Genomic DNA, 24643 nt, shown 5'->3' with positions numbered 1-24643 from the left:
TGGGGGAGGGCGCCGCCGAACTCGTGGGCCGGGATCGCTCTCTGCAGGCCGCCGACGCGCGGGGTGCCCGACGGGTCGTCCAGGGTCACGGTGTCGGGCCCGCTCAGCACCTGTCCGCCGTGGTCGTGCTGTCCCGGCTGCCGGTGCGGTCAAAACGCGGCGATCGTGCACCACGTCGGTGGCCGTCACGGCGGCTCTCTGCCCGCGGGGGAGGGCATCAGGTCGTGGGTGCGGCGTTCAGTGCCACTCCGACCAGGAAGGAGAGCACGTTCCTCTGCTCCACCGCCCCGCATGATCCGTCCTGCCCGAAGGCCAGGGTCTGTCATCGGGGGCGTCGCAGGCGGCGCTCATGATCTCCGTGTTCCGCTGAAGGTCGGGGCCTGGGCATCAGGCCGTGGCAAGCACACAGGATAGCGGTGCCGGCCGGAAGAACGCTGTGAGTTTCATCCCGCGACCGCGCGGCAGCGGGGCCGGGACCCTAGCCTGGAGTCGTGGCCACCCTCCCCTCTCCTGTCCTGCTGGACGTGCTCGGTGGCGCTGTCACCATCACGGGGCTGGTGCTGGCGGCCGGTGGGCTGGTCCTGCGCTGCTGCTACCTGAGGTGGCTCACCGCCGAGGCCGTGCACGTGCTCGGAGACGGCCGGCACCGGCTGCGCTGGTACACCCGCACGGGCCTCCACGAGGAGCCGTGGCTTCCCCCGCCGCAGCCCGCCCCGGCTCCCGGGGAGGCGATCACGGTGTACTACCGCGCCGACCACCCCGAGCGGTGGTCCCTGGCCGCCCCCTACCGCCACGCCTGGGCACTGCAGGGGACCGGGGCCGCGCTGACCCTCACCGGATCGCTGCTGTCCCTGTTCTCCTGAGCAGGTCCCTCACGGGGTGCCGGTCAGTGGCGCCCGCTGCGGTTCCGGCGGTGCCCAGCAGGTCGGCAGCCCACCCGACGGTCAGTGCACCTGCTGGCCCCGGCGCCAGGGTCGCCAGCAGCCTCAGGTCCTGCTTGCCGGGCTCGATCGGGCGGGCCGGGCCCCGATGATCAACGCGGCGACGAGGCATCCCATCATGCCCATTGTTCTCGCACGGAGGGATGACTTCCCTTCACCGTACGCGCCTGCCTCCATCGGTTCGGCGAGGCGACTTCCGGGCCGACCGCACGGCTGGCCGAGAGGAAGCGACGGGGGGCCCGCCCAGGACGCCGAGGGCAGTGCTGTCCCGCGCTGCGTCAGTGCGCTCGTGCCGGCTATCTGCCTGGTGTTCAGGTCTGCCGGTGCCGACCCGTCGTGGGGGGAGGGGGGAGACGTCGACACCGCTGCGCCGATGGGCTCGATGGGCCTTGCCGTCATGGCTGCTCCGGCGCAGACGGGCCTGGAGATCCAGCGCGAAGACATCACCAGCTCGGTGGCCGAGCGCCGGGTCGCCGGCACGGACTGGGGCGGGCGCCGGTCGCGCTGGCCTCGATCTGGGTGTCACGGATCACTTACGCTTCCGGTATGGACCGGACGTTCCGTGCCCCGGGCCGGGCCGGGGATGTCGGCGCCGGAGGCCCTGTCGTGCTCGTCGGCGTCGACGGCTCCGAGGAGGCTCGGCTGGCACTGGGCCGCGCCGTGGACGAGGCCCGTGCCCGGAACTGCACGGTACGCCTGCTGGGCGCCTATCCCCGGATCGACGTGGGGGACCCCGCGGCGGGGAGGCGCGCCACCCGGGCGGTGATGAAGGACAACGCCGAGCACCTCGCCGACGCCCGCGCCATCGCGAAGGCCGCCGGGGTGGCGGTGGAGGTCGTGGAGGTCGCCGGAGACGCCGCGAAGGCCATCGTGAAGTCCTCGGGCTCGGCCGGCCTGGTGGTTCTGGGCAAGCGCGGACGCGGCGGTGCGCTGCGCGGGCGTCTCGGATCCGTCTCCGCGGCGGTCGCCGCGCATGCGGTGTGCCCCGTCATCATCGTCCCCGGGCGGAAGGATCGACCTGCTGACCCCTCGGACGGGTTCGAGGATTTCGCGCTCGAGCCCGCCGGCCCCATCGGCGTCGAGGATGTCGACTTCACCGGACGCGTGGTCGTGGGCATCGACGCCCTGGGATTCCGCCACCCGGCTCTACGGCAGGCCGTCGACTACGCCCGGGACCACGGCCGAACCCTGGTCCTGGTGTCCGTCAACGTGGTGCTGACCCAAACCCCGAGCTGGTTCCAGGAGGAGTTCGACACGGACCGGTACGTCCAGGCGTCGGAGCAGAAGCTGGCCGACATCGCCGACGAGATCGTGCAACAGCATCCGGAGCTGACCGTGGAGCACCACATCCACGTGGGACGCCCGGCCACCATTCTGACCCATGCCTCGCGCACCGCAGATCTCGTCGTAGTCGGCTCCCGCGGCATCGGCGGATTCCGGGGGCTCCTGCTCGGTTCTGTCTCCCAGGCTGTGCTCCACGACAGCGAAGGCCCGGTGATGGTCGTGCCCGCACCCACGGGGCACTGAGCAGCGCACCCGATGAAACCATCCATCCGGGCATCCCATGCCGAGGATCGCGGGTGCTGAGCTCGGCGAACCTCTCCCGGCGCCTGGCCACGGTCCAGGAGCGACTTGCGCTGATTGCCCCTAACTACGCCATCGACAACGACGACCGCGTCCCGCGTAAGCTCCACCGCATCACCGTCGCCGGGGGCATCCCGGTCGGGGTGGACGGGCAGCACAGCTACGGGATCGAGGGCGATTCTTCCCGCTACTTCCCGGTTGTCGACCTCGTCTGAGTTCTTGGGCCCAACGCCCCGCCCCCGCACCCTCGGCCGCCCCCGCACCCTCGGCCGCCTCCGCGGCCTCCTTCGCGGCCTCCTCGGCCGTATCTTGGGATCGGTGGAGGGGGCGGGTTCCGGGTGCCGGGCCCGGGTCGAGGAGACCGGGACACCACCTCTCCGATGGGCTCGATGGTTTTCACCGTCATGGCCGCCCTGGCGCAGATGAAGCGAGAGATCGAGCGGGAGCGGAGCACCGGCTCGGTGGCCGGACGTCGGGCCGCCGGCAAGGACCTGGGCGGGCGGCGGCTGACCGTCACCGATACCCGGATCCGCAACACCGTGGGCCTGATCGCGGCGGGGGCCGGCCACTCAGGTGGGCTGCGACCTCGGCAGGTCGCGGGCCGCCCTCCGTCGGCGGATCCGGGAGGTATTGACACCAGGACGCCGCACCGGGTGAGAGCGGCGGCTGAGCCCGCCGCCGAGCTGCTGTGGGCGCGCGGATGACAGCCTCAGGAGTGGGTGTCAGTCGATGCCGCCGGCTGCTCCGGGCATCGTCGTGGGCCGTCACCGGCGCTGGTTTGTGCATGCTGTGCGGCGGCGGTGCGCGCGTCGTCCTTATCAATGCGAAGGTGCGGGAGGCCTACCAGGCCGCGCAGAGCTGAGCCCACCGCGCGAGCCGCACGGCGCGAGCCGCGCCCTCCAGCAGCAGTGGCCGCCTTGGGGATTGATGCTCGGGGGTGGGAATTTCCTATCCCGGGCAGGATAAGCGCCACTGGGGTAGTGAGCCGTCCTCGGTGAAATGACGTCCGGCGGGGGCGGGAGGGTTTTTCGCGGTGGCACGGGGCGGCCGAGATAGCGCCGGGGCGTGCGGCAATAGGCTCTGCGGGCGGATATCGCTTCTGCGAGTGGGGGCGGGCCGGTGAGACGGGGCGGTGCCCGCCGTTTCAGGAAATGGGTGATGGTTCCGCGCCGGGGCCTTGGGGTGGGAAACCGCCGGGTGCTGAACCCTGGTGTCAGGCATTTCTTCGGGTGCGCGGATTCGGGTGCGTGGATGTCGTGGTTCCTGGCCTGGATGCGGGGCAACACCGGGTCGGCTTCACCGGGAGGCCGGCGCGTCACTGGCAGGGTCCTTCGGGCATCGCCGTTTTCGGATGCTTCCGGAGCATGGCCGGCAGCGACGAGGTGCCGAGCAGGTTCTCTCCTGTGCGTCCGGGCATGCGTTCGGGGGCTTCATCAGGCAACGGTGCGGTCACGAACCCGTCCCCGTGCTCAGAGCGCTGGATGGTCGCGGGGGATACTGACCGTGTAGCCGGTGCGGCTGTCCCCGTCGTCGCACGCCCTTCCAGGGCCGTGGAGGTCGTGCGCTGCTATGGGCGGGGCGGAACCGAGGGTGTCAGGGGCCGGGAATGATCTCCACCGCGGATGTCGAGGAACTCACCCGCCGTGTGCACGGCCCGGTCCTGGTCCCGCAGGACGAGGGCTTCGTCCGGGAGGTTGCTGGGTTCAACCTGGCCGGGGTGGCCCGCCCGGAGGTGGTGGTGGGCGCCACGGGCACCGAGGACGTGGTGGCCGCCATGGGGTGGGCGTCCACCCACCGGTGCCCGGTGGGGGTCCAGGCCACCGGTCACGGGGCGGATGAGGCCATGGAGGGCGGGCTGCTGATCACCACCACCCGCATGCAAGAGGTCGAGGTGGACCCCGGCCAGCGCACCGCCCGGGTCGGGGCCGGGGTGAGGTGGCGCAGCGTGCTGGAGGCCACGCTTCCCCATGGGCTGATCGGGCTCAACGGGTCCTCCACCGACGTCGGCGTCGTGGGCTACACCCTGGCCGGGGGCCTGCCGATCCTGGGACGGACCTTCGGCTGGGCCGCCGACCGCCTCCGGGCCGCCGAACTGGTCACCCCCGACGGAGCTCTGCACCACCTCGACGCCGAGCACGAACCGGAGCTGTTGGCCCTGTTACGCGGGGGCAAGGGCAACCTGGGGGTGGTCACGTCCTTGACCTTCGAGCTGGTGCCCCTGGACGGGTTCTACGGCGGGGGCATCTTCTACCCCGGGGCCGATGCCCACCGGGTGCTGTCCGCTTTCAGCACCTGGGCCCCGGCCCTGCCCCCGCAGGCCAACACCTCCATCGCCCTGCTGCGCCTGCCGGACCTGCCGGTGGTGCCCGAGCCGTTGCGCGGGCAGTTCCTGGTGCACCTGCGCTTCGCCTGGGTCGGGGACCCTGATGAGGGGGTGCAGGTCCTGGCCCCGATGCGGGCTGTCTCCCACCCGGTGCTGGAGACGGTGGGGCCGATGGACTACCGCGAGGTGGACCGGATCGACATGGACCCGGCCGATCCGGTGCCGCTGCTGCACACCGGGGGTTCCTGGCCGCCTTCGACACCGGCGCCGTCGAGGACCTGCTGGCCGTGGCCGGACCCGGCAAGGATTTTCCCGTCGTGGCGGTGGAGATCGTCCAGATGGGTGCGGCCTTCGCCCACCCCGGGCAGGTCCCGGATGCGGTGCACGGGCGCGGGGCGGGCTGCTTCCTCGGAGTCGTCGCCCTGCTCGTGCCCCCGGTGGCCCAGGCCGTACCGGCGGCGGTGAACACGCTGTTGGAGGCCATGGCCCCGCACGCCCCGTCCGGGGTGTTCGTCAACCACTACGGTTTCCCGGACACCGAGGCCGACCGGGCCCGCGCCTGGCCGGCCGATGCCTACGCCCGGCTCGTGCAGGCCAAGGCCGCCCTGGACCCGGACAACTTGCTGCGCTACCAGCACGTCGTGGGCCAAGGGCGCCCCTGAGGTCCTACCTCGTTCCCATGCCCTGGCCATCCTGGAGCGGAGTCGGGTGCCGTTCACCCTCCCGGGCCGGCTCGATTCCATCCCCCTCCTTCCCCGCATCCCCGTCGGGAAAAAGGTCTCCGACCACCGGGGCATCATCGCCCTGGTGCCGCTACTCGGGGTGGTGGTCGGTGGCGTCGCCGGGATGAGCTTTCACCGCATGATCGACCGGGGTGGGGTTCGATCACCGGTCCGGCCGGGGTGGTGGTACCCATCCGGCGCCGAGCCGCGGGGGTGCCTGGTGCCGATTCTGCGTGGGTGCCGATTCTGCGTGGGTGCCGATTCTGCGTGGGTGCTGACTCTGCGTGGGTGCTGGGTGTGTGTTCAGGGGTGCGGGAGGATGTGGGTGAGGGACGGTGGGTGCGGTGCTGGGTGGCGGCGGCGCTCTCGGCGACGGCCCGCCACCGTGGGTGGTCACCTGTTGCCGTGGCGGGGGTGGCGGTCGGCAGGGTTGGTGTCCTGTGTGACCGCCTGTGTGACCGCCTGTGTGACCGCCTGTGTGACCGCCTGTGTGACCGCCTGCGCGTGTGCTTCGCGGTGCTGGGCCAGGTGAAGTGCCTGTCGCAGCGTGGGGGCGGGGTGGTGATGCGGTGTGCCTGCCGGTGGTGGGTCAGGCCTGGAAGTAGGTGGTGGTCGGGGCTTTGCCCACGGTGGTCACGAGCTCGGCGGCCAGCTCGCGCAGTTTGATGTTGCGGTGGTTGGAGGCGGCTTTGAGGATCTCGATCGCCTGGTGCTGGGGGCAGCGGTTCTGGGCCATGACGATGCCCACGGCCAGGTCGATGGTGGTCCGGGAGGCCAGGGCTGCTTTCAGGTGGGTCTCGGTGTCGTGGTGGCGGGCCAGGCGCACCGCCAGGCGCAAGGCCTTGGAGGCCAGGACCACCTGCTGCTGGAGAGCGGCGATGGTGGTCTCGTCGTAGGCGTGGGGCTGGTCGGAGTAGACGTCCAGGCCTGCCCGGGCCTCCCCGGCCAGTTCGAAGGGGATGCCCAGGGCGCAGAGGATCCCGGCGGCTGCGGCCGCTCGGCCGTAGCCGGGCCACCTCGCGTCGGTGCGGGTGTCGGGGACGTAGACCACCCGGTGCTCCCGGGCGGCGGTCAGACAGGGCCCGTCGCCGAAGGGCAGCTGGATCTCGTCACGGGCTGCGGCGTGGGGGCTGGAGGAGGCCACGGTGGCGGCGTGCTTGTCCCGCAGCAGGGTCACCGCGCACCAGACCTCCTTCCCGTCGCCGGCCAGGGTGTCGGCGATCAGGGTCGTGAACTCGTCCAGGAACCCGGTGAGGTCTGGTGACTCCAGCAGCAGGTCGGTGAGTCCCTCCACCGAGGTGTCGGGGGTGGTGTGCTCGGTCATGAGGAGTCCGTCCGTGGAAGGTGGATGTCGGAAGGGCAGGTGGCGCGGGCTTCCCTGCCCCGGTCCTGCCCCGGTCCGGCAGCCGGTGGTGTCCGGGGCCGGGGCAGCCGGCTGGCCCGGTGGCTGGGGGCCGTCGAGGACCTGCCGCCTGGCAGCCGGCTGCTTGATCACCAGACGACAGGCCACCTTCATTGGACACCCGCCGCGGGATCCGCGGAACCCCCAGCCCGCCCCGGCCAGGGGGCAGGACGGGGGTTGCGATGATGAGCGCGGGGCTGATGAGCGCGGGGATGATCAGCTGCGGGGGCGCGATCGCGAGGATGCCCCGGGGTGGGTGCGCGCACGCGGTGGTGTGCTGTCCGCGGCGGCATGGCTCAGCGCCCGGGCCTGGGGGCGGGCCGGGCCTGTTGGTGTGGCTGGTGGGGTGGTGTCGGCCGTAGCGGTCGTTGAGGGCTGGGCGGCGGGGTTGGACGGCGGGGTTGGGCGGCGGGGTTGGGCGGTGGGGTTGGGCGGTGGGGCTGGGGCGTGCAGGCCTTGTGGCGGTGTCCGCGGTGGGGGCGTCGTCGTAGACGGGGAGCAGCCGCAGGGCTGCCCGGGCCGGGCACGCGAGGGTGACCACGCCGATGGCCACGACCGTGACCGGGCTCGGTCCGGTCACCACCGCCACCTCCTTCTTCTGTCCTTACCGCAGTTCCTGCCGTTGCGGCCGGGCCCGGTGAGGCCGAAGACTCTGTCCGCACCGCAGTCGGTGGGAGGGGACGAGTCGGTGAGGGAGGACCAGCCGCCGTCGTGCTCGCAGGTACTGGGGGGGCTGACGATGATGGTCGCGCAGGCGTCGCTGAGGGCTGGGCCGCTGACGGTGGGGGCTGGGCGTGATGCGGTCTGTAGCGGGCGGGGCGGTGATGGGGGCTCTTTCGGGGTGCTGGCGGGGTGCTGGGGCTGGGGTCGTGGGTGTTGGGCGGGTCTGGAGCGGGATGGTGGCCGCGGAGAGGACGAGGCCGGCCATCGGCGCCGCGTTGGTCAGGATCCAGGGCCTGTCCGGTGCGTCGGCTTCCGCTCAGGGGGTGTGTCCGCGGTGACGGAGGGATATCCCGGTGGTGTGCGGTCCGGCCGCTGGAACCCCGGTCACGGGCGGTGTGCGGTGGGGCGGTGGGGCGGTGTGCGGTGGGGCGGTGTGCGCCGGCGGTGTGCCGGGGGCGCTCGCGGTGAGAGGCGGAGGCCGGCGGTGGGCGGTCCGCGCCGAGTAACTTCCTCAGGGCTCCACCTCCCCCGCTGTGGCAGGGGGGCAGCCGGGAGTGCTGTGCTCGCAGGGACCTGGGACCACCGTGGTTCGCGCCCGCCGCTGCCCGCCTCGGCAATGGCGGTGGGGGTGGTGGGCGTTGCGTGGGGTCAGGCCGGGTGCTGCTGGGGGTGGGGCGGGGTCGGGGTGCTCCTGCTCCTGCTCCTGCTTCTGGTCCTGGTCCTGGTCCTGGTCCTGGTCGTGGTGGTGGTGGTGTCTGGTCTTGCCCGGGGATCGGCGTAAGGGGCGGGGTATGGCTGGGGTCGGGGGACTCGTGTGGTGTGGAGGTGGTGCTGGAGGACCGGCAGGGCGGGGTGTTTGTGCTGGTTGTTGTGGGGGTGGTCAGGGGTGGTCAGGGGTGGTGTGTGAGGGTGAGGGTCCAGCCGGTGGGTGTGGGGGTGAGGGTGGCTGCCTGAGGGGGTGTCTGGGGAGGTGTTCCGGGGGTGGTCCAGGTGAGGTGCCCGTCGTGGTGGGTGTGGAGGTGGTAGCCGGATTGGGCGGTGATCCAGGCAGCTTCGGTGGCGGCGGCGTGGTGGCTGTCGTCCCAGGCGAAGTAGCTGCACGTGCCCAGGGTGGTCAGGGTGGCGCTGAGGGCCAGGAGGATCGGGGTGGTGGCGGTGGGCAGGGCCGGTAGGTGGGTGAGGTTGACGGTGAGGATCACGGTGGCCGGCAGCAGGATCAGCGGGTGGTTCCACCACCGCAGGGCGGGCAGAGCCGGGGTGGGGGCGATGGCGGGGAAGACCCGCACCGTGGTGTCGGTGTCCGGGTGGAGGTCGTGGTGGGAGAACGGTGACAGGCTCACAGGAGGCTCCGGAAAGGCAGAAAGGCAGAAAGGGGAAGAAGGGGGCGGCTCAGGGGTGGTGCTGGTGGTGGGGTGGTGCTGGTGGCGGGGGCGGGCTTCGGGGAGGCGCCACCGGGGCGAGGAGGGTGCTTCCGGTCTATCACTGCGCCCGGGTGCGGCACCGGCTCGGAGCACCGTGGGGTTCCTCACAGCCGCCGACCGGTGCCCCCACCTGCTCCCTCCCGGTGAGGTGCGCTGGGGTGGGGCCGGGGTGCTGTCAGCGCCCCTTGACTTCCCGTTGACTTCCTTGCACCGATGGTGGTGAGCGCCCCCGACAGGCTGGGGGGCAGTGGGGGTGGGCCGTTATCTGGTGCGCTCGCCGGAAGGGGCGTGGGTGTGCCGGCCCGTGTGCGGGGGCTCTTTTGCCCGGCCGGAGGCGCCTGGTCAGTGATCACCGTCTGGCTGTGATCCCGGGGCTGTGATCCCTTGGCTGGTGGGCATTGTCTGGTTCCGGTAGTGGGTGTGTCGATGACTCGGATGGCTGCTGAGGGGTGCTGGAGCGCAATGGTGTGGTGGGTCGTCGGACCCGGCATGCCTGGGCCTCGGGTCCGGCCTGGGTGTGCCGGGTCCGACGCGGCCCTGCCGCGGTCTGGGCGGGCGCGGTGGGCGGTCGCGGCTGGCGGGGGGGGCCTCGTGGCGAGCACCGCAGGGTGTGGGGTGCCGGGGGATGTCCTCGAGGGCGGATGTGCGTGGGTGGTGAGCCGTCCGGGGGTGTGCGTGGTGGGTGTGCGTGGTGGGTGTGCGCGCCTGCGTGACGGGGCATCTGAGCGCCCTGGTGGCCCGTGCCGAGGGGAAGGGGTAGTGCCTGGCGGTGGGGTGATGCCGGCCGCCGGGTCGGGCCAAGGAGGGCAGGGCATCGGGGGAGAGCCACTGCCGGTAGGTGGGGGCATCCCGGGGGCGCTTCTGCCCGTTGATCCGCCTCTGGCACAGTGCCTCCTCCGGTGCCTCCTCCGGTGCCTCTTCCGGTGCCTCTTCCGGCGTCTGGTCATAGGCCGACCTGGTCGGACACGCGGTGCCCTGCTGCGCCGGCACCGGCCAGACCCCCTCGCCCGGTCCTCGACGTGGCCGGCCCGCCCCGCCCGCCCCGTTCGAGCGTCGGCCACGATGACCTCGGGCGCCTCATCGCTCACCATGCCCCGCTTGCCCCCGGAGGCGACGTCGAGCACCCACCCGTCGAGCGCCCACCTGCCGGCACGGCATCCGTTGGCACGGCATCCGTTGGCACGGCATCCGTTGGGACGGTACTCGTCGGCATGGCGCCTGTCGGCCACGGTCCCGGCCGGTGGCTCCTCGCCGGCCGTGGCTCCTCGCCGGCCGTGGCTCCTCGCCGGCCGTGGCCCGCGCGTCCGTTTCTGCAGGGCGTGCGCGCTTCCGGCGCCCTGGCCGCCTCCGGCCCCCGGGCGGACCGTCCCCTGACGTGGACAGCGCCGCCGGGGCAGTGCTGCTGGGACAGTGCTGCCGGGACGGCATCCCGGGGGCCGGTGGTGTCCGGGGGTGGGGGGTCAGCGTTGCACGGGGTCGCCGGCGGTGAGCAGTTGGGTGATGGCGGCGTGGTCGGGGGCGGCTTCCCAGTCGCCGGGGGCGGTGCAGGCGATCGCCCCGCAGGCGGCGGCGGTGCGCAGGCGCTGGGGCAGGGGGCTCCGGCGATGAGCTCGGCGAGGTAGCCGGCGACGAAGGCGTCGCCGGCGCCGACGGTGTCGACGGTGTCGACGGGGAAGGCCGGCACGTCCACGTGGTGGTCGTGGTCGAAGCCGATGGCGCCGTGCTCGCCGCGTTTGATGACGACCTGGGTGGGGCCCATCGCGGTGATGGCCCGGGCCTGGGCGGTGGGTTCGCGCTCGCCGGTCAGCAGCTGGGCCTCGTCCGGGCCGGCGAAGACGAGGTCGGCGCGTTGGGCCAGGGCGCGGTAGGCCGGTGCTGCCTGCTGGGTGGTCCACAGCCGGGAGCGGTGGTTGACGTCGAAGGAGACGATCGTCCCGGCCTGGCGGGCGGTGTCGATGGCGGTGTGCAGGGCGTGGTGGGCGGTGTCGCTGAGCGCGGCGGTGATGCCGGTGAGGTGGAGCACGTGGGCGGCGCGCACGAGGTCGAGGTCGAGGTCGGCCGGTGCCAGGCGGGAGCCGGCGCTGCCGGTGCGGTAGTAGCTGATGGTGCTGGCTCCGGCGGTGGGGCGTTCCTTGAGCATGAGCGCGGTGGGGGCGGTGGGGTCGCGGGTGATGCGCGGGCGCACGCCTTCGGCGCGCAGCTGGCGTTCGATGAGCCGGCCGAGGGCGTCGTCGCCCAGGCGGCCCACCCAGGTCACCTCCACGCCCAGGCGGGCGAGACCGATCGCGACGTTGCTCTCGGCGCCGCCGAAGCCCAGGTCCATCGAGGGCACCAGCTCCAGGCGCCCGAGCCGTCCGGCGACGAGCAGCCCGAGGGACTCTCCGAGGGTGAGCACGCTCATGCCACCGACTCCTGCAGGGTGAAGGCCTCGGCCGCGGCGGCCGCGACCGCCTCGGGTCCGGCGGCGACGCGCTCGGGGGAGGTGATCCACGAGCCGCTGACGGCGAAGACGGCCGGGTGGGTGAGGTAGTCCAGGAGGTTGGTGGGGTTCACCCCGCCGCTGGGCATGAAGCCGATGCCGGGGAAGACCGGGGCCAGCGCGGTGAGCAGGGCCGGTCCGCCGGCGACCCCGGCGGGGAAGAGCTTCAGCCGGGTGAGCCCGAGCCGGATTCCTCGTTGCACGTCGCTGGGAGTCATGATGCCCGGCAGCACGGGCACCCCGGCGGCGAGGGCGGCTTCGACCACGTCCTCGTCGAGTCCTGGGGCGACGACGAAGGAGGCCCCGGCCTCGAGGCTGGCCCGCAGCTGCTGGGCGGTGAGCACAGTGCCGGCGCCGACGGTCACGTCCCCGCGGGCGGCGATCCGTTCGATCGCGGCCAGGCCGTAGGGGGTGCGCAGGGCGACCTCGAGCACCGGCAGCCCGCCGGCCACCAGGCCGGCGGCGATCGTGTCGGCGGCGGCGGCGTCGGGCACGGTGGCCAGCGGCACGACCCCGCGCAGGTCGAGGTGGTGGGCGGTGGCGAGGGCGCTCATCGTGCCATCCACCCGCCGTCGACGGGCAGCGTCACGCCGGTGATGTAGGCGGCGGCCGCGCTGGCGAGGAACACGGTGGCCCCCTGCAGGTCCGCCGGTCGTCCCCAGCGGCCGGCGGGGATGCGCTCGAGGATGGCCTGGGAGCGGTCCTCGTCGGCGCGCAGCGCGGCGGTGTTGTCGGTGGCGATGTAGCCGGGGGCGATGGCGTTGACGGTCACCCCGTGCTGGGCCCACTCGTTGCTGAGGGCCTTCACGAGCCCGCTCACCCCGGACTTCGCCGCGGTGTAGCCGGGCACGTTGATGCCGCCCTGGAAGCTGAGCAGGCTGGCGGTGAAGATGATGCGCCCGGCGCCGCGTCGGACCATCGAGGCGCCGACCGCCTGGGTGAGCACGAACTGGTTGCGCAGGTTCACCTCCAGCACCTCGTCCCACCACGCCAGCGGGTGCTCGGCGGCCGGGGCGCGGCGGATGGTGCCGGCGTTGTTGACCAGCACGTCGGCGCGCTCGCGCACCGCCTCGCCGAAGGCGGCCACGGCCGCCCGGTCGGTGAAGTCCACGGCGTGGCCCTCGAACGAGCGGCCGAGCTCGCGCACGCGCGCACCGATGGCGCCGCCGTCGGGCTCCTGCCCGGCGGAGACGGCGATGATGTCCGCCCCGGCCCCGGCGAGGGCTTCGGCCATGGCGAAGCCGATGCCGCGGCGGGCGCCGGTGACGACGGCGGTGGTGCCGGTGAGGTCGAGGGAGAGGCTCATCGGGCACCTGCCTGCACGTCGACGAGGATCTTCAGGGCAGCCGCCGACAGCAGCGCGTCGAAGGCCTCCATCGTCTCCTCCAGCGGCACGACGCGGGTGATCAGCCCCTCGGCGGGCACCGCGCCGGCGGCGAGCAGCTCGACGGCGCGCTCGAAGTCCTCCCGTTCGTAGACGCGCGCGCCGAGGACCTCCAGCTCCCGCCAGAAGACGCGGTGCAGGTCCACCGGCACCGGCTGCGGGTGGATCGCGACGAACACCACGCGCCCGCGGGTGCGGGCGTGGGCGGTGGCCTCCAGGGCGGTGCGGGGAGTTCCGGCGACCTCGAAGACGACGTCGGCGCCGGCGCCGGTGGTGTGTCGGTCGACGACCGCGGCGAGGTCCTCACCGGCGGGGTCCACGACGGTGGCGCCGTGCTGGGCGGCGAAGGCGCGGCGGGCGGCGTCGGGCTCGGCGAGGATCACCTCGGCACCGGCCGCGCGGGCGACGACGGCGATGAGCTGGCCGATGGGGCCCCCGCCGATGACCACCGCCGTCTCCCCGGCGCTGAGCCGGGCCCGCCGCACGTCGTGCACCGCCACGGCCAGCGGCTCCACGAGCGCGGCGTGCTCCAGGGAGACGCCCGCCGGCAGCGGCACGACCAGCGCCGCGGGCACGGTCCACTGCTGCTGCAGCGCGCCGGGGGAGTCGATGCCGACGAAGTCCAGCCGCTGGCAGATGTGCTGGTGCCCGGCGCGGCAGGAGGCGCACTGCCCGCACCAGCGCAGCGGCATCACGGTGACGGGCTGGCCGATCTCGAGGGTGTCCACGCCCGCCCCGAGGGCCTCGACGACGCCGCTCATCTCGTGGCCGATCACGGCCGGGGTCGAGACCCGCCCGTCCATGTGCCCCTGCACGATGTGCAGGTCGGTGCCGCAGATGCCGTTGTAGGCGACCCGGATGCTCACCTGATCGGGCCCGGGCCGCTGGGCCTGGGCGTCACCGACCTCGATCCGTCCCTGACCGATGTATTTCGCTGCTCGCACTGCCGTCTCCTTCGCGCGTCCGCTGAGCGTTACATGGAACCTAGTTTCATGTTGAGTTCCATGTGGCGCAACTCAGTTCTATGTGGTTAGAGTAGCGCCTGACCCCGCCCGTGGCGCAAATCACATCGCGGACCGTGACTCACCCTCGCGGGCCGTGACTCACCCTCGCGGGCCGTGACTCACCATCGCGGACCGCGATTCACCGAGGAGGAACTCATGCAGAAACGACGAATGCTGGGCACGCTCAGCGCCGCAGCCCTGATGACCGTGGCGGTGGTGTCCTGCTCCGCCGAGGCCGGGGACCAGGCGCAGACCGTCTTTCGTGTCGCGTTCAACCAGGACGCCAACCACCCCCAGGCCCGGGCGCTGGCCGAGCTGTCGGAGGAGCTGCAGGCCCGCACCGAGGGCCGCTACGCCTTGGAGCTCTACACCGACGAGACGCTCGGGGACCAGGCGGCCACCATCGAGCAGGTGCAGTCGGGCACGATCGACTTCGCCGTCGTGGCCGGGACGCTGCTGGAGAACTTCGAGTCCGATTTCTCGGTCGTGAACCTGCCCTACCTCTACGACTCCCCCGAGCACCAGTTGTCGGTGCTCAACGACCGCGCGGCCGTCGGGGAGCTCTACGACACCCTCACCGACGACAACATCCAGGTGCTCACCGCCTACCACGGCGGGGTGCGCAACGTGTACTCGACCGACGGGCCGGTTCAGACGCCGGCCGACCTCGCGGGGCAGAAGATCCGGGTCATCGGCTCGGACACGACCGTGCGCATGATGGAGCTCATGGGCGGGGTCGGCACGCCGATGGCCCAGGGCGAGGTCTTCACCGCGATCCAGTCGGGGGTGCTCGACGGGGCGGAGAACAACGAGCTGATCTACTCCTCGCTCTCCCACGACGAGATCGCCCCGTACTACTCGCGCACCGAGCACCTGATGATGCCCGACTACCTGGTCACGAACCCGGCCGTGTGGGAGGGCCTCTCCGAGGAGGACCGGGCCGTGTTCGAGGAGCTGCTCACGACGTCGGTGGACACCGAGCTGGAGCTGTTCAGCGCCGCGGTCCAGGAGGCCACCACCGCCGCCGAGGAGGCCGGGGCGCAGTTCAGCGACGTCGACCTCGACGCGTTCCGCCAGGCCGTGCTGCCGCTGCACGAGCAGAAGGCCACCAGCGACCTCGCCCGCTCGGTCTACGACAAGATCGAGGCGGCGCGCGGGTGATGAGCACCGGGGAACGCATGAGCATCACGGAACGGGCGCTCACGGTTCGGGCGTGGCTCGACGGGGCGCTGCGCACCCTGTGCATCGGTCTGTTCGCCGTGCTGGTGCTGCTGGTGGCGTGGCAGGTCTTCACCCGCCTCGTGCTCGGCCAGCCCAGCGCCTGGTCCGAGGAAGCGGCTCGGCACACCTTCGTGTGGGTCAGCCTGATCGGCATCGCGATCGCGGTCGGGGAGAAGGCCGACGTCATCATGGACGTCCTCGTCCAACGGCTGCCGCTGGCCCTCCAGCGCTACGCCGACGTCCTGGCCTACCTCGCCACGCTGGGGTTCGTGCTCTACGTGATGGTCTTCGGCGGGTTCCAGCAGTCGGCCCTGGCGTGGGGTCAGCAGAACCCGCTGCTGCCCTTCACCCAGGGCCAGCTCTACCTCGCCCTGCCGATCTCCGGGGTGCTGCTGAGCATCTACCTGACCATCCACATCGTCGCTGCCTTCCTGCCCGGCTACCAGGGGCACGTCGGCGTCGACGAGGACCTCGAGGCGGCGGCGCTGTGATCGATCCCGGTACCATCAGCGCCCTGCTGATCGGCGGACTCGTGCTGCTGCTGGCGATCGGCGCGCCGGTCTCCGTCGCCATCGGCCTGCCCTCGGCACTGTGCATGCTGCTGATCGTCGATTTCGGCCGCGGGGCGATCACCGCCGCCCAGCAGATGGTCGGGGGTGGACTCGTTCGCGCTGCTGGCCATCCCGTTCTTCATCCTCGCCGGCGGCATCATGAACACCGGCGGCATCGCCGAGCGCTTGATCAACCTCGCCCGCGTGCTGGTGGGCCGCACCCCCGCGCCCCTGGTGCAGACCAACGTGATCGCCAACGCGATCTTCGGCTCCGTCTCCGGCTCCGCCGTCGCCGCCGCCGCCGCCGTCGGCTCGACGATGTCCCCCATGCAGCGGCGGGCCGGCTACGACCGCGCGTTCAGCGCGGCGGCGAACATCGCCTCGGCCCCGGCCGGCATGCTCATCCCGCCCAGCAACACGCTCATCGTGTACTCCCTCGCCGCCGGCGGCACCTCGGTCGGGGCGCTGTTCGTCGCCGGCTACGTCCCCGGCATCTTGTGGGCACTGGCCTGCGCGGGCGTCGGGCTGCTCTACGCGCGCCGCCACCCCGACCTGCGGGGCGAGCCGTGGCCGGCGTTGCCGGTGTTCCTGCGCACGCTGTGGCGCGCGGTGCCCTCCCTCGGTCTGATCGCGGTGGCGATCGGCGGCATCGTGGCCGGCTTCTTCACCCCGACCGAGGGCTCGGCCGTGGCCGTGGTCTACGCGCTGCTGCTCTCCTTCCTCTACCGCACCATCTCGATCCGGCACCTGCCGGGCATCCTCTTCGACGCCACCCGCACCAGCGCGATCGTGATCTTCTTGATCGCGGTGTCGACGATCATGTCCTACGTCATGACCTACGCGCGGTTGCCGCAGCTGATCGCCGAGTCGCTGTTCGGCTGGACCGACTCGAAGGTCGTCGTGCTGTTGATCATGATGCTCGTGCTGCTGCTGATCGGCATTCCGCTCGACCCGACACCGGCCATCTTGATCTTCACCCCGATCTTCCTGCCGATCGCGCTCTCCTACGGCATCGACCCGGTGCACTTCGGCATCGTGATGGTCTTCAACCTCTCGATCGCCGTCATCTCCCCGCCCTCGGCTCCCGTGCTGTTCGTCGGAGCCCAGGTCGCGAAGATGAAGCTCGAGCCGGTCATCGTCAAACTGGTGCCGTTCCTGCTCGTGCTGACCGCGCTGCTGTTCGTCATCGTCTTCGTCCCGGAGCTGTCCCTGTGGCTGCCCGGCCTCATGGGCCTGCTCTGACCCCCGTCCGACCCCGTCCGACCCCGTCCGACCCCGCTGAGCCCTGGCTGAGTCCGAGCTGAGCCCTCATGGAAGGAATCTTCATGACCGCCGTCCACGGCCCCACCTCCCCCGAGCAGATCCCCGGTGCCACCCAGCAACAACTGCGTGAGCGCTACCTCGTGGAGGACCTCTTCGTCCCCGGCAGCGTGCGCACCGTCGTCACCCACTACGACCGCGTGGTCGCCGTCGGCGCCGTGCCCACCGACGCGCCGCTGGCGCTGGAGGCCGTGCCGCAGATCCGCAGCGAGCAGTTCCTCGACCACCGGGAGATCGGCATCGTCAACATCGGTGCGCCCGGGGCCGTCACCGCTGACGGCCACCGCCACGCGATGACCACCGGCGCCTGCCTCTACCTCGGCCGCGGCGTCCAGGACGTCTCCTTCGACTCCGACGACCCCGCGGCCCCTGCTCGCTTCTACGGTTTCTCGGCACCGGCCCACACCACCTACCCGACCGCGCTCGTCGAGCCGGGACAGGGCACCGTGCGCGAGCTCGGCGACCCGCTGACCTCCAACCGCCGCACGCTCAACCAGTACATCCACGAGAACGGCGTGCGCAGCTGCCAGGTGGTCATGGGCGTGACCCAGCTGCACCCCGGTAGTATGTGGAACACGATGCCGGCGCACACCCACGACCGCCGCACCGAGTTCTACGTCTACTTCGACGTGGCCCACGACGCCCGCGTCGTCCACCTCATGGGCGAGCCCTCCGAGACCCGCCACCTCATGGTCGGCGACGGGGGCTGGTGCTCTCCCCGTCGTGGTCGATCCACTCGGGCGTGGGAACATCGAACTACTCCTTCGTGTGGGCGATGGCCGGGGAGAACCAGTCCTTCGACGACATGGACGGTGTCGCGATCGCCGAGATGAGATGAGGTGGCCATGACCGTCGAACACCGGGTGCTCGACACGAGCCCGGCGCCGTCGATGGGCGCGAGCGAGAAGACGCTGCGGGTGCTCGAGGCCGCCGTCCTGCACAACCGCTTCACCGACATCGTCGAGGAGACCCGCCTGGCCAAGGCGACCGTGCACCGCATTCTCGCCACGCTCGTCGAGCAGGAGTTCATCACCGGTGACAGCGACCGCGGCTTCCACCCGGGCCCCCGCCTCCTCGGCATCGCCGGCAGGGCCATCTCGCGCCTGGACATCACCTCCCTTGCGGAGCCGATCGTCGACGCGCTCGTGCGCGAGGTCGACTGCACCATCCACGTCGGCGTCGTCAACGGCTTCGAGATGGTCTACGTCATCCGCCGGGACTCCACGAAGCCCTACCGGATGGCCTCCCGGGTGGGCCTGTCGATGCCGATGCACTGCTCGGGCATGGGCAAGGTCGTGCTCGCGAGCTGGTCGGCCGAGCAGGTGGACCGGTTCATCGCCGAGGCCGGCCTGCCCGCACGCACCGACAGGACCATCACCGATCCCCAGCAGCTGCACGCCGAGCTGGCCCGTATCCGTCAGCGCGGCTACGCCCTGGACCTCGGCGAGAACGAACGCGGCACCGTGTGCGTCTCCGCCCCGATCCACGACCACCTCGGCCGGGTGACCTACGGCCTGTCGATCTCCTCGATCGCCCTGGAGCACCCCGGCTCCAGCATCGAGCAGTTCGCCCCCAGGCGATCGCCGCCGCCGAGGCGATCTCCCGAGCACTGGGCTTCTCGGCCGAGCGCGCCAGCGCGTAAGTGCTGCAGCGCGTAAGTGCTGCAGCGGCTCCCCTCGGGCCGCGCTCGCCGGGGGCGGGTCCCCGTGGTGTCGCTGCAGGAGGCCCCGGGACGGCAGGGACCGTCCCGGGGCCTCGCCCGTCGATGACCGCCCGAGGGCAGATGTCGCGGCGGCGCTCACGGTCCTCGTTCGCCCGGGGGAGCACGAGGCCCCGGCCGGAGCCGGCAGGCACCGGGCAGCTGCTGGGTCGGCTACCGTGGCGCTGCCGGGCAGGACGGGGTCGAGGACCGGCCGCCAGCTCCTGTACGTCACCGCGGTGGGGCCCACCGTGCCGGCCACGCCCCAGGAGGCCTTCACCGTCGCCTCGCCCGCCCAGGCCCCCGGGTCCCGTCCCGGGAGGCGGTGTCCTGTCGGGATCCGGTGACGGGCGCCCCGGTGGCGGGGCCTGCGACGGGGCAGGCCCGGGGGCGTCAGTACACCTGGCGGTGCCTGGCTGAGCACCCAGTCGATGGTGCCCGGGGCGGGACAGAGGACACCCTCGCGGTGGTTGTCGGTTCAGCGCCCTGAGCCTGCCTTCAGGTCCGGCTCCCGCTCGTATTCCTGCTCGTATTCCTGCTCGGGGTTCGGTCAGCGGAGCGCCCAAACTGCGGAAGTGTTCCCTTCGGCCCCGTGAGTACCAGTACTGTCCCCGGGGAAGACCACTGCACGCCACGGCAGGGCCTGCACCGATGGTGTGCCCACGCGGCTGTGGTATCCGACCGAGGACCCTGCGCCCGCCCCGAGCTTCTTGACACCGGTGGTACGCGCGACACGCGGAACGAAGAGACGTCGAGTCGAGCGAACCTCCGCAGGTCAGGGACCACCGCCCGTCCGCCGACACTCGTTGCCCCCCGAACGGGGGCGCCGGGAATTTCGCTCGGGGGTGGTGAGATCACCACACCTACTCTTGCAGGCGCTGGCCTGAGGCCCTCCCACCACCCGGGCGGCCACCGGGGGTGATCGACTCCGCGCGACGGCAGATGCCGCCCCTGTCCGCAGGGCGTTCAGGACCTTCGGGCGAGCACAACCACCGCTCCTTCCCGGACGGGCAGCTGCCGCTGATCACGGCTTCGACGGCGTTGTCCGGCGCCAAGGGCATCCCGGGCCCGCGAGAGCGGGCCTCTGCGGGCGCGGGCCACAGCAGACTCGCCCCCTCCTCACCACGCAGCAACGCCGGCCCTGTCTGCGCCCACCGGGGGAGCGGAGGGCTAGGTTCCCGTGGGTGTTCCTGGAGGATGACGCCGACTTGCCACCACGGGCGAGTCCGGACCTCAACGGTATGGGCAACCTCGTGGCTTCCTGCCCCAGGTGCCACCCCGCCAAGAGCGCCCGCCCACTCACCGGCGATGAGGCGGAACAGCTGCTGGCCCGCAACGGCGCCGTTGCCGGTGCCCACACCCGCTGGAACGGGCTCTGGAACGGGCTCTGGAACGCCCCTCACCACTGCTCCCGGTCCGCCCGCGAAGGCCTCCACCGACCGGTGCGAGTTCATACGCCGCGTCCACCGTGAGGCAGAGGCCTTTGCCCCACCCACGCGCTGGTCGCGGTGGGGCACAAACAGTCCTGCACTCCTCGGGAGGTGGGCCGCTGCTGGATCTTCGGACGGGGAAGACCCGTTCCGGTGATGCCCGGTGATGACGGTTTTCCCGGTGTCGAGGTGAGGGGCCCCGCCCATCCCCTGATGGATGGGCGGGCTCCCATCGTGCGTTTCCTCCGGGCGGGTGAGGGATCCAGCAGCTGACCCCGGTCTCGGCGCGGCAGGTGTCCTTGCCAGGTCCACCATGGGCGCTGTCGGGGCCGGCGTCTCCGCGGATGGTGTCGGTGCCGTCCTGCCCGTACAGGGAGTCGTTCCCGTTGCCGCCGCGGATGCTGTCATGGTGGTTGTTGCCGTGCAGGGTGTCGTAGCCCTCGTCTGCGCGGATGGTGTCGTTGCCGTCACCACCGCGCCGAGACCCGCTCCGCACCGGAGCCGGAGCGACCCGATCCGGTCTTCCCCCTCACCCCCGGACACCCCCAGAGCCCCGGAGGAGATGGCCCGGTCCGCCGTGAGATGGGTCGTGCCGGTGGCCGGAACACGCGAGGACCTCGACATCGGACGGATGGACGCCTCCTACACCCACCACGTACCCGGACCGCGCTCGCGGGCCGCGACCACGGTGCGGGAGCACAAGCGTCGTCCTGCCGGCTCCAGCCCCTACGCCCCACCGACCATCACGGTCCGGGCGCATCCCCGTCGGGGCACCTGAGCGCTGGGGCGGTCTTCGCCTGGGTGGTCAGTGCCGCGCGGGGGAGGGATGGTCCGGGGCCGGATCTCGCAGGACGGGTCCTCGACAAGGGCCTGCTCGAGCATCCAGACGTGGGCTAGCCCGCAAATGAGGGGGTGCGGCAGGGGTAACGGCATCATTTGGGCCGCTCGCGGCGCCCCTGCTGCGCCCAGGTCGCGCGCTCGCCGCTCTGTTCGGCGTGGTGGTGCCGGGCCCCCGGCGCGTTGGTCGCTGTTGACGCTGACTCATTACTCACCCTTGGAGACAGATCGTTTACGTTTGCACACGAATGGGTGGGGCAGGAGACGAGATGGCTGAGACAGCACGGTCGCAGGGCGACACCGGTGCGGCAGGAGACGACCGGTGCGCCGGCGGCACGAAGGGCTGCTCACCCCGATCCGAGCACCGTGATCTGGCCGCGCCACGCCTGGTGGTGAAGCGGTGGCGGCGTTACGGCCACGACCGTTTGTACGTGGCGCATCCCGGTGGGGTGAAGCTCGGCTGGTGGGACCTGGTCACCGATGAACCCCACCCCGAGGCCCCGCAGTTCCTGCCGGTCCTGGTGGAGGCTGTGGCGGGGTGGAAGGCCGGCCGGCGCCCCGGTGACCGCTCAACCAGTGCTCCCGTAGACGCCGTACCCGGCGCAGCGGTGACGGTCCAGCCCGTCACCCCAGCCCAGGCTGCTCCCTCCACTCCCGAGGGCACTCACGTCGTCTCTGCGCTCGCCGCCCCGGCCGCTCCCGAAGGCACCTACCTCGCCTCGGCGCTCGCCGGCACATCGGCTCCGGCGGGGGAGGAGGCCGGGGTGGGTGTTGCGCGACCGGTCAGCCGTGTCGCCACCGATGAGACCACCGAGCCTGTTGCCCGGCCGTGGGTTGATCTGGCTGCCAACACCCCCGGGGCGCAGGCGCGGGAACAGGCCCGCACGGCCCGGGAGGCTGCGCCGGTGAAGACGGTGGTGGCCCGCCTGCTGGGGGTGCACACCGAGGAGCGTGCGTGGCGGATCGGAGCCGATGGGGAGGTGAAGGTCGCCGCCCGGCTGGCCAAGGTGGTGGCGAGGGATCCTCGGTGGCGGGTGCTGCATGCCATTCCGGTGGGGGAGCGGGGCGCTGATATCGATCACCTGGTCATCGGTCCTGGCGGGGTCTTCACGGTCAATGCCAAGCACCACCCCGGGGCAAGGATCTGGGTCGGTGGGAACACGGTACTGGTCAACGGTCATCGGCAGCCCTATGTGCGCACCAGCCGTCATGAGGCCGCCCGCGCTACTCGACTCCTCAGCGCGGTCTGTGGCTTTCCCGTGGCTGTGGAGGGGCTGATCGTGACCGTGCGCGCCGAGGACGTGGTCATCAAGCAGCAACCCGATGGCGTGTCGGTGGTGTCCCGCCACCAGCTCACCCGATGGCTGCTGCGTCAGCGTGACATCCACGCCCCCGAGGTGATGGAGGCCGTCTATGAGGCGGCGCGGCGCTCCACCACCTGGCAATAACGGGCCTGGGAGCGGCCGGCCATCGGGGCCGAGGGTAAGCATCGGACCGCCCGTGCAACACGGCTTGAGCCATGTGGCCAGAGGCGAAGGTGGGGTAGGGGCAGCGACCCGCCCGTTCTACAGGCCAGTCTGTGGGCTGACGGGATTAGCTGACGAGGTGGTGGATGGGGTTGGCGCTCACCACCCACCGTCGCACCTCCTCGGAGGTGTCTTGCGGCACCGTAACCGTCCGGGGAGGTGAAGGTCTGCTCCAGAGCCACCGTCGGCTCCTCGGACGCAGTCGGTGACGGGTCGCTGGTCGGCTCCGCGGAAGCACCCGCAGACGGCGCCGTGGAAGCCGAGGCGGTCGGCTCCGCAGAAGTACTGGCGCTCGCCGGCGCGGAAACCTTCGATGGTGCAGCTGCGCCCGAGTCCTGGTTGGAGCACCCGCTCACCGCCAGCACGCAGACCAGGGCAGCCGACAGCAGGGCAGAGCGAGGGGTGAACACCATGCAAGCAGTTTCGCAGATGCAACACATCGATGGTGTTGCTGCCGTGGGATGCAAGACATAAACCATCTCAGCGAAACCTAACTGCTAATCCGCCCCGCGCCCACGCCCCCATCGCAGGCCAGGAAGTCCCACCCCTAGGGGACAAGATCACACCCCATAGCGCCCCTTTGCTAGAAGACGCCCACTCGTAGCTAGCGCTCGCAGGGCTAGAGCAACGAGCTGACATCCACGGTGTAAACGTGGATGTCAGCGCGCACCTGGCCGTAGCAGACGAAGTAGACGGCGCAGAACGTGCAAATCATTCTCACCGACAACACCGACAACAGCCAGGCGGCAAAAACCGTGCGCTTCGGCCTCGACGGCAAGGACTACGAGATCGAGCTCAGCACCGCCAACGCCGAGCATCTGCGCGAAGCACTGGCCCCGTACAGCAGCGCGGCCCGTAAGGTCACCGCGAAGACCGGCACCCGTTGCCACCTCCCGCACCAGCCAGGGCGGTGGCAACGGAGAGACCGCCGCGATCCGCGCCTGGGCGAAGGCCAACGGCTACGAGGTCTCCGACCGCGGCCGGATCCACCGGCACATCAAGGACGCCTACCGGGCTTCTCAGAAGGCAGCGGCGCTGTGGCGGGTGTCGGGCTGGGGTGCTGCTGTGTGGTGGTGATGAGGGGCCGACGGCTGAGGTGAGGAGGTTCATTCATAAATAAATGAATAAACCTGGACGGGCGGAGCGGGGGACATGACGGGTGGTGTGGTGGGAGCTGAGACTGCCGGTGTGGCAGGGGCCTCGGCGGGGTGCTGAGGCCCCCTGCCTTGTTGGGGGTGTGGTGGGTGGCTTGGTGGTGGGGCCCTGGGGTGGGGCCGCGGGTATTGAGCTCGGCGGCCGCGGTTCTCGTAGTCGGGTAGCTGCTCGGGTGGTTGCTGGGGGCCGGTGCGGGCCGTTGGGTGCTGGGGTTGGCCGGCCCTGGGGTGCAGGGGAGGCTTCGGGAGGCGCCCTTGTGGACGCCTAGGGCGCTTGTGGGCGCTGGGTTTGGGGATGGCCGGTAGCGGAGGCTGCGGGGGCGCAGCCTCGTCCTGCTGGGCCCTCTTGCCACCCATCTCACGGGTAGGTGTGCTCTGCCCTACTCCATCCGGCCACGCATCCCCCTGAGGGCGTCTCCGCGGTGGGTGAAGTGCGGTGTCCTCGCGCAGCGCGAGGACGGTCCAGGGCTACGGCAGCGCCAGGGGAGCAGGCACCCCGCCAGCGGCCCGGGGATGGTTGTGGTGATGGGGCTCGTGGCCGCGGGCGTCGAGCTCGGGGGAGCTGGTGCGCGGTTGGTGTTCTGGGCTGCGGTGGTGCTGGGTGGTCGGCCGGCCGGGGCTGCTCAGGGCTTGGGGTGTTCTCTTCGGCTGAGGATGTGGGGTTCGAGCTCGAATCCAGCTGGAGTCGAGTGGTGGAGGGGGCCGGGGGTTGGGGGAGGTGGTGGGGCTGCGGTAGCTGTGGGGCACCCACCCCCGCCCTCCCCAGGCCCTCCCCTACGCCCCCGGGGGGAGCTCTGCCCTCCTCCACCCAGCCACGGACACCCCCTGGGGCGTCCCGCGCTGCGCGAAGCGCAGTGCGAGGACGTCCCGGTGAGCCGGCTACGACACCCGACCAAGCACCCCACCAGCGGCCCGGAGGGCCGCCCCCGGCGCGGAGCGCCGGGGCCGGGCGGGCGCGGAGCGCCCGAGCCCGCCGCCCCCC

Annotated in this window: 21 protein-coding genes and 1 pseudogene; 15 read left to right on the top strand and 7 right to left on the bottom strand. The window is 71.8% G+C overall.

Features of this window, described 5'->3' with window-relative positions; genetic code table 11:
- Positions 1-491: 491 nt before the first annotated feature.
- The 6 genes from ACYSMR_RS00110 to ACYSMR_RS00085 all read left to right on the top strand — a co-directional run bounded on the left by ACYSMR_RS00110 (position 492) and on the right by ACYSMR_RS00085 (position 5510).
- Positions 492-863, top strand: a complete 372-nt coding sequence (locus ACYSMR_RS00110; RefSeq protein ID WP_461747003.1) for a hypothetical protein — start codon at positions 492-494, stop codon at positions 861-863.
- Between the two features lie 624 nt (positions 864-1487).
- Positions 1488-2468: a universal stress protein gene (locus ACYSMR_RS00105; protein ID WP_461747002.1), complete on the top strand. Its 981-nt coding sequence runs from the start codon at positions 1488-1490 to the stop codon at positions 2466-2468.
- Positions 2469-2521: 53 nt separating this feature from the next.
- On the top strand, positions 2522-2740 hold the full coding sequence (locus tag ACYSMR_RS00100; RefSeq protein ID WP_461747001.1) for a hypothetical protein: 219 nt from the start codon (positions 2522-2524) through the stop codon (positions 2738-2740).
- A 174-nt stretch (positions 2741-2914) separates the two neighbouring features.
- Positions 2915-3229, top strand: a complete 315-nt coding sequence (locus ACYSMR_RS00095) for a hypothetical protein (RefSeq protein ID WP_461747000.1) — start codon at positions 2915-2917, stop codon at positions 3227-3229.
- Positions 3230-4131: 902 nt separating this feature from the next.
- Positions 4132-5313 carry an FAD-binding oxidoreductase gene (locus tag ACYSMR_RS00090; protein WP_461746984.1) on the top strand — a complete coding sequence of 394 codons (1182 nt, stop codon included), beginning with the start codon at positions 4132-4134 and terminating at the stop codon, positions 5311-5313.
- Positions 5310-5510, top strand: a complete 201-nt coding sequence (locus tag ACYSMR_RS00085) for a BBE domain-containing protein (RefSeq protein WP_461746985.1) — start codon at positions 5310-5312, stop codon at positions 5508-5510. The genes ACYSMR_RS00090 and ACYSMR_RS00085 overlap by 4 nt, the downstream gene beginning before the upstream one ends.
- 649 nt (positions 5511-6159) lie before the next feature.
- On the opposite strand, the gene ACYSMR_RS00080 is transcribed toward ACYSMR_RS00085, so the two are convergent.
- The 6 genes from ACYSMR_RS00080 to ACYSMR_RS00055 all read right to left on the bottom strand — a co-directional run bounded on the left by ACYSMR_RS00080 (position 6160) and on the right by ACYSMR_RS00055 (position 13863).
- Positions 6160-6894, bottom strand: coding sequence for a GAF and ANTAR domain-containing protein (locus tag ACYSMR_RS00080; RefSeq protein WP_461746986.1), 735 nt, complete (start codon positions 6892-6894; stop codon positions 6160-6162).
- 1631 nt (positions 6895-8525) lie between these two features.
- The gene (locus ACYSMR_RS00075) at positions 8526-8975 is read right to left on the bottom strand and encodes a hypothetical protein (RefSeq protein WP_461746987.1); all 450 of its coding nucleotides are present in this window, start codon (positions 8973-8975) and stop codon (positions 8526-8528) included.
- Positions 8976-10140: 1165 nt separating this feature from the next.
- Positions 10141-11457, bottom strand: a complete 1317-nt coding sequence (locus tag ACYSMR_RS00070; RefSeq protein WP_461746988.1) for a sugar kinase — start codon at positions 11455-11457, stop codon at positions 10141-10143.
- The gene (locus ACYSMR_RS00065; RefSeq protein ID WP_461746989.1) at positions 11454-12089 is read right to left on the bottom strand and encodes a bifunctional 4-hydroxy-2-oxoglutarate aldolase/2-dehydro-3-deoxy-phosphogluconate aldolase; all 636 of its coding nucleotides are present in this window, start codon (positions 12087-12089) and stop codon (positions 11454-11456) included. Before ACYSMR_RS00065 ends, ACYSMR_RS00070 begins: the two co-directional genes overlap by 4 nt.
- The gene (locus ACYSMR_RS00060) at positions 12086-12841 is read right to left on the bottom strand and encodes an SDR family oxidoreductase (RefSeq protein WP_251334787.1); all 756 of its coding nucleotides are present in this window, start codon (positions 12839-12841) and stop codon (positions 12086-12088) included. The genes ACYSMR_RS00065 and ACYSMR_RS00060 overlap by 4 nt, the downstream gene beginning before the upstream one ends.
- Positions 12838-13863: a zinc-dependent alcohol dehydrogenase gene (locus tag ACYSMR_RS00055; protein WP_461746990.1), complete on the bottom strand. Its 1026-nt coding sequence runs from the start codon at positions 13861-13863 to the stop codon at positions 12838-12840. Before ACYSMR_RS00055 ends, ACYSMR_RS00060 begins: the two co-directional genes overlap by 4 nt.
- A 216-nt stretch (positions 13864-14079) precedes the next feature.
- On the opposite strand from ACYSMR_RS00055, the gene ACYSMR_RS00050 reads away from it, so the two are divergent.
- The 5 genes from ACYSMR_RS00050 to ACYSMR_RS00030 all read left to right on the top strand — a co-directional run bounded on the left by ACYSMR_RS00050 (position 14080) and on the right by ACYSMR_RS00030 (position 18673).
- The gene (locus ACYSMR_RS00050) at positions 14080-15084 is read left to right on the top strand and encodes a TRAP transporter substrate-binding protein (RefSeq protein ID WP_461746991.1); all 1005 of its coding nucleotides are present in this window, start codon (positions 14080-14082) and stop codon (positions 15082-15084) included.
- A gap of 17 nt (positions 15085-15101) precedes the next feature.
- Positions 15102-15635, top strand: coding sequence for a TRAP transporter small permease (locus ACYSMR_RS00045; protein WP_461746992.1), 534 nt, complete (start codon positions 15102-15104; stop codon positions 15633-15635).
- Between the two features lie 165 nt (positions 15636-15800).
- Complete coding sequence (locus ACYSMR_RS00040) at positions 15801-16937, top strand: TRAP transporter large permease (RefSeq protein WP_461746993.1); 1137 nt, start codon at positions 15801-15803, stop codon at positions 16935-16937.
- Positions 16938-17020: 83 nt separating this feature from the next.
- The gene (gene kduI / locus ACYSMR_RS00035; protein WP_461746994.1) at positions 17021-17848 is read left to right on the top strand and encodes a 5-dehydro-4-deoxy-D-glucuronate isomerase; all 828 of its coding nucleotides are present in this window, start codon (positions 17021-17023) and stop codon (positions 17846-17848) included.
- A gap of 12 nt (positions 17849-17860) precedes the next feature.
- A complete protein-coding gene (locus ACYSMR_RS00030) occupies positions 17861-18673 on the top strand; it encodes an IclR family transcriptional regulator (protein ID WP_461746999.1) in 813 nt (270 codons plus the stop codon).
- 1340 nt (positions 18674-20013) lie between these two features.
- On the opposite strand, the gene ACYSMR_RS00025 is transcribed toward ACYSMR_RS00030, so the two are convergent.
- Positions 20014-20640 (bottom strand): calcium-binding protein, encoded by a 627-nt coding sequence (locus tag ACYSMR_RS00025; RefSeq protein ID WP_461746996.1) that lies wholly within the window; start codon positions 20638-20640, stop codon positions 20014-20016.
- Positions 20641-20739: 99 nt separating this feature from the next.
- On the opposite strand from ACYSMR_RS00025, the gene ACYSMR_RS00020 reads away from it, so the two are divergent.
- The 4 genes and pseudogenes from ACYSMR_RS00020 to ACYSMR_RS00005 all read left to right on the top strand — a co-directional run bounded on the left by ACYSMR_RS00020 (position 20740) and on the right by ACYSMR_RS00005 (position 23584).
- Positions 20740-20922, top strand: a complete 183-nt coding sequence (locus ACYSMR_RS00020) for a hypothetical protein (RefSeq protein ID WP_461746997.1) — start codon at positions 20740-20742, stop codon at positions 20920-20922.
- A gap of 328 nt (positions 20923-21250) precedes the next feature.
- On the top strand, positions 21251-22429 hold the full coding sequence (locus ACYSMR_RS00015; protein WP_461746998.1) for a nuclease-related domain-containing protein: 1179 nt from the start codon (positions 21251-21253) through the stop codon (positions 22427-22429).
- Positions 22430-23211: 782 nt separating this feature from the next.
- A pseudogene (locus ACYSMR_RS00010) lies at positions 23212-23310 on the top strand (Lsr2 dimerization domain-containing protein); the annotation flags it as partial.
- Positions 23311-23323: 13 nt separating this feature from the next.
- Positions 23324-23584, top strand: coding sequence for an Lsr2 family DNA-binding protein (locus ACYSMR_RS00005; RefSeq protein WP_461748047.1), 261 nt, complete (start codon positions 23324-23326; stop codon positions 23582-23584).
- Positions 23585-24643 lie beyond the last annotated feature (1059 nt).

Source organism: Kocuria sp. U4B (genome assembly GCF_054875615.1).
This window is presented reverse-complemented; position numbering and strand designations above follow the sequence as displayed.